A 6,325-nucleotide genomic window follows, 5' to 3' on the forward strand; every position below is an offset into this window, starting at 1 on the left:
CTCCTACGTCAAAGAACTTCAGGTGCTAATGAAATGATCTTCATAAACTTTTCTGTACGTAGTTCACGAGTTACCGGCCCAAAAATGCGCGTACCGATAGGTTGATCATTATTATTTAATACAACACAAGCATTATTATCAAAGCGAATGACAGAACCATCAAGGCGACGTACACCCTTTTTAGTACGTACGACTACTGCTTTCAGAACATCACCTTTTTTTACTTTGCTACGAGAAACCGCTTCCTTGATTGTAATTTTGATAATATCACCAACGCCTGCATAGCGACGTTTTGAGCCACCTAGAACCTTGATACACATCACTCTACGTGCACCGGAATTGTCTGCCACAGACAGTATAGTCTGCTCTTGGATCATGTTGCTACTACTCCTGATAATTTTAATTACTACTAACTAAACCAAAAAAAATATATATAATTTTACTTTAAGCTAAATAACTTATAAAAAAAATGACATAGACTGTTAAGAATTAACAGTCTTTAAAATAAAAGAGCTACTCTTAAAACTAATGACAGAAAAGTTAAGGTAACGAACACTACATTCTTATTTCATATATATATTGCTTATGAAAGAAAGCTTACTCTGCTCTATTAGAGAACAGTTTTATCTATTAAAACTCGGATCAGCTAAAACTCGGATCAGCGTCCAGGACTTAGTCTTAGAAATTGGACGGCATTCACTGATTTCAACTATATCACCGATATTGCTTTCATTGTTCTCGTCATGTACATGGAGTTTAGTAGTACGTTTAATAAATTTTCCATAAATTGGATGCTTTACGAAACGTTCAATAGCTACAACAATGGATTTTGCCATTTTGTTACTAACTACACGACCTTGCAGGGTATGGTTTTTATCATTCATTATATACCCGCCTTCTCCGTCAATAATGTCTTCACACGTGCAATATTACGACGCACCTTTTTTAACAGGTGGGTCTGCTGTAGCTGTCCACTGGACGTCCGCATACGAAGATTAAATTGCTCTCGTAGTAGGTTAAGTAGCTCAGTGTTCAGCTTTTCAGTGTTATATTCACGCAGATCTTGTGCTTTCATTACATCACCGTCTTAATTACAAAAGTGGTTTTAATTGGCAGTTTTGCTGCTGCTAGCTTAAAAGCTTCACGGGCTAGCTCTTCCGAAACGCCATCAATTTCGTACAGCACTTTCCCCGGCTGGATCAAGGCAACCCAATACTCCACATTACCTTTACCTTTACCCATTCTAACTTCTAGCGGTTTTTCTGTTATCGGTTTGTCTGGAAAAATACGGATCCATATATTACCTTGACGCTTAACTGCACGTGTCATTGCCCGACGTGCCGCTTCAATTTGACGAGTGGTCAAGCGACCGCGGCCGACAGCTTTGAGACCGAAAGTACCGAAGCTAATATCCGTCCCTGCTGCTAGGCCACGATTACGGCCTTTGTGCATTTTACGGAATTTTGTACGCTTTGGTTGTAACATCAGCGATTCTCCTTACTTGCGGCTTTTACGCTGCTGCTTTTTAGTTTGCATATTCTGTTCCGATTGTTCAATAATAGCTACACCACCAAAAATCTCACCTTTGAAGATCCATACTTTTATTCCTATAACACCATACGTAGTGTGAGCTTCAGCGATGTTATAGTCGATATCTGCACGTAATGTATGTAATGGAACGCGACCTTCACGGTACCATTCAGTACGCGCAATTTCAGCGCCGCCCAGACGTCCGCACACTTCAACTTTAATCCCTTTAGCGCCAATCCGCATGGCATTCTGCACAGCACGTTTCATCGCACGACGGAACATCACACGACGTTCTAGTTGCGAAGAGATGCTGTCAGCAACTAGTTTAGCGTCTAATTCAGGCTTACGAACTTCAGAGATATTAATCTGTGCTGGTACGCCAGTAAGATTAGCTATTACCTTACGCAGTTTTTCGACATCTTCGCCTTTTTTGCCTATTACAATGCCCGGACGTGCAGTGTAAATGGTCACACGAATACTCTTGGCTGGACGTTCGATAACAACGCGGGAAATTGCAGCATTCGATAATTCCTTAGTTAGGAACTGACGAACTTTAAAGTCGCTATCCAAGTTATCAGCGAATTCTTTCGTATTCGCATACCAGGTAGAGTTCCAGGGTTTGACAATACCCAGGCGCATCCCATTAGGATGTACTTTTTGACCCATTGCTAGTCTCCATTGTCTCAGCAATCAGACACAATCACAGTAATATGGCTAGTACGCTTCAGGATACGATCTGCACGACCTTTAGCACGCGGATTAATACGCTTCATGCTTGGTCCAGAGTCCACAAAAATTTTTGTAACTTTAAGATTATCGATATCTGCGCCATCGTTGTGTTCAGCGTTCGCAATGGCAGACTCAAGTACTTTCTTGACTAGATTAGAAGCTTTCTTTTTAGTATAAATTAAGATTTCTAGAGCTTGCGATACTTTCTTACCGCGAATAAGGTCAGCAACAAGGCGTACCTTTTGAGCAGAAGAACGAGCATACAAATGTTTAGCGATAGTTTCCATCTTCTCCTATTTATTCCTTAGCACTTTTTTGACTTTCTTATCAGCTGTATGGCCGCGATAAGTACGTGTTGGCGCGAATTCACCTAGTTTATGACCAACCATTTCATCGGCAACAAAAACAGGTACGTGCTGACGTCCATTATGGATAGCGATAGTTAGCCCTATCATTGTTGGAAAAATAGTTGAACGACGGGACCAAGTGCGAATAGGCTTTTTGTCACCGCTTTCCACCGCTTTTTCCACCTTTTTTAGCAAGTGCAGGTCAATAAATGGACCTTTCTTGATAGAACGTGGCATGGCTTACTTATCCTCTAATATTATTTTTTACTACGGTGGTGTATAATGAACTTATCGGTACGCTTATTACTACGGGTCTTCTTACCTTTAGTTTGTATCCCCTGCGGGGATACAGGGTGTTTACCAAAGTTACGACCTTCACCACCACCGTGTGGATGGTCTACCGGGTTCATCGCTGTCCCCCGAACTGTCGGACGAATACCACGCCAACGTTTTGCCCCTGCTTTACCTAATACACGCAGCATGTGTTCAGTATTACCTACTTCTCCTAACGTAGCGCGGCACTCAGCATGAATTTTACGTATTTCACTAGAACGTAGACGCATTGTAACATACGCACCGTCACGAGCTACTATCTGAACATAAGAACCGGCAGAACGCGCTAACTGACCACCTTTACCTGGTTTCATTTCTACATTATGTACAGTTGAACCAACCGGAATATTACGCATAGGTAATGTATTGCCTATTTTGATTGTTGCATCGACGCCTGATTGGATCAAATCACCGGCTTTCAAGCCTTTTGGTGCCAGAATATAACGACGTTCACCATCTTTATATAAGACCAAAGCAATATTAGCAGAACGATTAGGATCATATTCAAGACGTTCTACCCTTGCTGGAATACCATCTTTATTGCGTTTAAAGTCGATCTGACGATAGTGTTGCTTATGACCGCCACCAATATGTCTTGTAGTAATACTGCCATTATTATTACGGCCACCTGATTTACTAAGAGGTTTTAGTAACGGTACATAGGGTTTACCTTTATAAAGATCAGGATTAAAGATTTTAACAACGTGTCGGCGACCCGGAGACGTCGGATTACATTTAACAATTGCCATTATTATACTCCTTCAACTTACTCGGCACCGCCGATGAAGTCCAATTGTTGGCCTTTTTTTAAATTGACGTAAGCTTTTTTCCAGTCGCTACGACGACCGATATGCTGTCCGTGACGTTTAATCTTACCTTTGACAACTAGTGTCCACACGTTATTGACTTCTATTTTAAACATTTTATGTACAGCAGCTTTAATTTCTGCTTTAGTTGCATCTTTAGCTACTTTAAAAGCTATGGTATTATTTTTTTCCATTAATGTAGATGTTTTTTCAGAAATATGTGGTGTGCGTAGTACTATTAGTAGACGTTCTTCATGAATCATGCCAGCTTCTCCTCAATTTTGCTAATAGCATCAGCCGTAATAACAACTTTATCAAAAATAATCAGGCTAACTGGATCGATGTTTTGTACATCAAGTACGTCTACTTTATGAAGGTTTTTTGCAGCTAAAAATAGGTTTTTATTCATTTTATTAGTAATAATAAGCACATCTTCTGTTAAAGCCATAACTTTAAGTTTATGTGCTAGTAACTTGGTTTTCGGCGCTTCAATAGAAAACTGTTCAAAAACTATTAAACGATTTTGACGTATTAGTTCAGATAATATACTTTTTAACGCCCCTCGGTACATCTTCTTATTTACTTTTTGATTATAATCCTGTGGCTTAGCAGCGAAAGTTACACCACCAGAACGCCAAATCGGACTTTTGATACTACCGGAACGTGCACGTCCGGTACCCTTCTGACGCCAGGGTTTTTTATTTGAGCCAGCTACTTCGGCCCGCGTCTTCTGAGCACGAGTGCCCTGACGCAAACTAGCTGAGTAAGCTATAAAAACCTGGTGTACCAGCGCTTCATTGAATTTATGCCCAAAGGTAGCTTGGGAGACAGTCAGCGATTTTTGCGCATCTTTTAATCCCAATTCCATTACTATCTCCTTGACGTTATTCTTTAATGGCCGACTTAATGATTAAGTCGCTACCAGTTGTTCCCGAGACCGCACCTTTCACCAGGAGCAGGTTGCGTTCTACGTCAACACGTACCACCTCTAAGTTCTGAACGGTTACGCGTCTATTGCCAAGTTGGCCTGCCATTTTTTTGCCTTTAAATACCTTGCCAGGAGTCTGGTTCTGACCTATAGAACCTGGTACACGGTGAGATAGTGAGTTGCCATGGGTAGCATCCTGTGTACGAAAGTGCCAACGTTTTACTGTCCCTGAAAATCCTTTACCTTTAGATGTACCCGTAATGTCAACTTTTTTAACATCAGTAAATAGTTCTACGGTAATACTTTGGCCAACATTAAATTCGTTGCTATCTTTAATACGTAATTCCCATAGACCCCGTCCTGCCTCAACACGCGACTTAGCAAAATGCCCGGCTTGTGATTTATTCACGCAGTTAGCTTTTTTAGTACCCGTGGTAACTTGGATCGCTTGGTATTTCTCTTTTTTCAGAGTTTTAATCTGGGTCACACGGTTTGCTTCTATTTCTATAATAGTGACGGGGATAGAAACACCATCTTCGGTGAAGATACGAGTCATGCCCACTTTCCTTCCAATTAAACCCTTTAAAACCTTCATTATTATATTTCATACCTCAATCTTTTAATGCTCTTACAATCTGATCTAAGATCTTAATAATTAACCTAGGCTGATCTGCACATCTACACCAGCAGCTAGATCCAGACGCATTAAAGCATCAACAGTTTTTTCGGTTGGTTCAACTATATCTACCAGACGTTTATGAGTGCGGATTTCATACTGATCACGTGCGTCTTTGTTGACGTGTGGAGAAATCAGAATGGTAAAACGCTCTTTACGGGTTGGTAACGGGATCGGACCACGTACCTGTGCACCTGTACGCTTGGCAGTTTCTACGATTTCTGCAGTTGATTGATCTATCAGACGATGATCAAATGCTTTCAAACGGATACGGATTCTTTGGTTCTGCATGCGACCAGAACTCCAATTATTTTAACGGAAAAAAAACAACACTAATCACTACCTTTTTAAGGGTAGTTTAGTTGTTTAATATATTATATTGAAATATTATTTATCTCAGTAATTGTATTGCTTGTAAAATAGTATGGACTCAGTTTACAGCTTTAATTTATACAGTTCATTAACTGAATGACTACAATACAAGTTCAGCTTATGATACACTTTTTAGGATAAGAAGCAAGCGCTTGCTGGGAAATTCCGGCAGGTGTAGCTTATTACTATATTTATAGTCGTAACTTAAATTCTTACTACGAAGAGAGCACCTCTCTTTTCTATAAGAGAAAAGAGAGGTTTTTAAGTATAAACTGAAGTAAATATATATTTAATTATTTATATTATATCAACAATTAAATATATAACTGATGCCGATAATAGGATTTGAACCTACGACCTTCGCATTACGAATGCGCTGCTCTACCAACTGAGCTATACCGGCACAATAAATGTTGTGTATATTAATTACACAAATATATCAAAATAATTTATGTATAAAAATTTAAATAAGCATACAAATATTAAAATATAATGAATACATATAATATATGTAATTAAAATTATATAAATAAATCTTTTAAAAATAAAAGACAATAAGTAAAATTAGTTATATTTTTATTATTTTAATACTGAACTTAATAAG

12 protein-coding genes and 1 tRNA gene are annotated in these 6,325 nt (G+C 39.2%); all 13 read right to left on the bottom strand.

What is annotated here, in order from left to right:
• Positions 1-8: 8 nt before the first annotated feature.
• Complete coding sequence (gene rplN / locus A4A70_RS00725; protein WP_067567568.1) at positions 9-377, bottom strand: 50S ribosomal protein L14; 369 nt, start codon at positions 375-377, stop codon at positions 9-11.
• A 246-nt stretch (positions 378-623) separates the two neighbouring features.
• Entirely contained in the window at positions 624-884 is a 261-nt protein-coding gene (gene rpsQ / locus A4A70_RS00730) for a 30S ribosomal protein S17 (protein WP_067567571.1), read from the bottom strand.
• A complete protein-coding gene (gene rpmC / locus A4A70_RS00735) occupies positions 884-1,075 on the bottom strand; it encodes a 50S ribosomal protein L29 (RefSeq protein WP_067567574.1) in 192 nt (63 codons plus the stop codon). The genes rpsQ and rpmC overlap by 1 nt, the downstream gene beginning before the upstream one ends.
• A complete protein-coding gene (gene rplP / locus A4A70_RS00740; protein WP_067567577.1) occupies positions 1,075-1,485 on the bottom strand; it encodes a 50S ribosomal protein L16 in 411 nt (136 codons plus the stop codon). Before rplP ends, rpmC begins: the two co-directional genes overlap by 1 nt.
• Positions 1,486-1,497: 12 nt before the next feature.
• Positions 1,498-2,196, bottom strand: a complete 699-nt coding sequence (gene rpsC / locus A4A70_RS00745) for a 30S ribosomal protein S3 (protein WP_067567580.1) — start codon at positions 2,194-2,196, stop codon at positions 1,498-1,500.
• A gap of 17 nt (positions 2,197-2,213) precedes the next feature.
• The gene (rplV, locus tag A4A70_RS00750; RefSeq protein ID WP_067567583.1) at positions 2,214-2,546 is read right to left on the bottom strand and encodes a 50S ribosomal protein L22; all 333 of its coding nucleotides are present in this window, start codon (positions 2,544-2,546) and stop codon (positions 2,214-2,216) included.
• A 6-nt stretch (positions 2,547-2,552) separates the two neighbouring features.
• Positions 2,553-2,843 carry a 30S ribosomal protein S19 gene (gene rpsS, locus A4A70_RS00755; RefSeq protein ID WP_067567586.1) on the bottom strand — a complete coding sequence of 97 codons (291 nt, stop codon included), beginning with the start codon at positions 2,841-2,843 and terminating at the stop codon, positions 2,553-2,555.
• A 20-nt stretch (positions 2,844-2,863) separates the two neighbouring features.
• Positions 2,864-3,688 carry a 50S ribosomal protein L2 gene (rplB, locus tag A4A70_RS00760; RefSeq protein ID WP_067567589.1) on the bottom strand — a complete coding sequence of 275 codons (825 nt, stop codon included), beginning with the start codon at positions 3,686-3,688 and terminating at the stop codon, positions 2,864-2,866.
• Positions 3,689-3,705: 17 nt separating this feature from the next.
• Positions 3,706-4,008, bottom strand: a complete 303-nt coding sequence (rplW, locus tag A4A70_RS00765; protein ID WP_067567592.1) for a 50S ribosomal protein L23 — start codon at positions 4,006-4,008, stop codon at positions 3,706-3,708.
• The gene (gene rplD, locus A4A70_RS00770; RefSeq protein ID WP_067567594.1) at positions 4,005-4,613 is read right to left on the bottom strand and encodes a 50S ribosomal protein L4; all 609 of its coding nucleotides are present in this window, start codon (positions 4,611-4,613) and stop codon (positions 4,005-4,007) included. The genes rplW and rplD overlap by 4 nt, the downstream gene beginning before the upstream one ends.
• A 16-nt stretch (positions 4,614-4,629) precedes the next feature.
• Positions 4,630-5,268, bottom strand: a complete 639-nt coding sequence (gene rplC / locus A4A70_RS00775) for a 50S ribosomal protein L3 (RefSeq protein ID WP_067567596.1) — start codon at positions 5,266-5,268, stop codon at positions 4,630-4,632.
• Between the two features lie 60 nt (positions 5,269-5,328).
• Positions 5,329-5,640, bottom strand: a complete 312-nt coding sequence (rpsJ, locus tag A4A70_RS00780) for a 30S ribosomal protein S10 (RefSeq protein WP_009639175.1) — start codon at positions 5,638-5,640, stop codon at positions 5,329-5,331.
• Between the two features lie 411 nt (positions 5,641-6,051).
• Positions 6,052-6,124 (bottom strand) — tRNA-Thr (locus A4A70_RS00785).
• Positions 6,125-6,325: the final 201 nt, after the last annotated feature.

The sequence above is a fragment of the Candidatus Hoaglandella endobia genome (genome assembly GCF_900044015.1).
Taxonomy (GTDB): Bacteria; Pseudomonadota; Gammaproteobacteria; order Enterobacterales; family Enterobacteriaceae; genus Hoaglandella; species Hoaglandella endobia.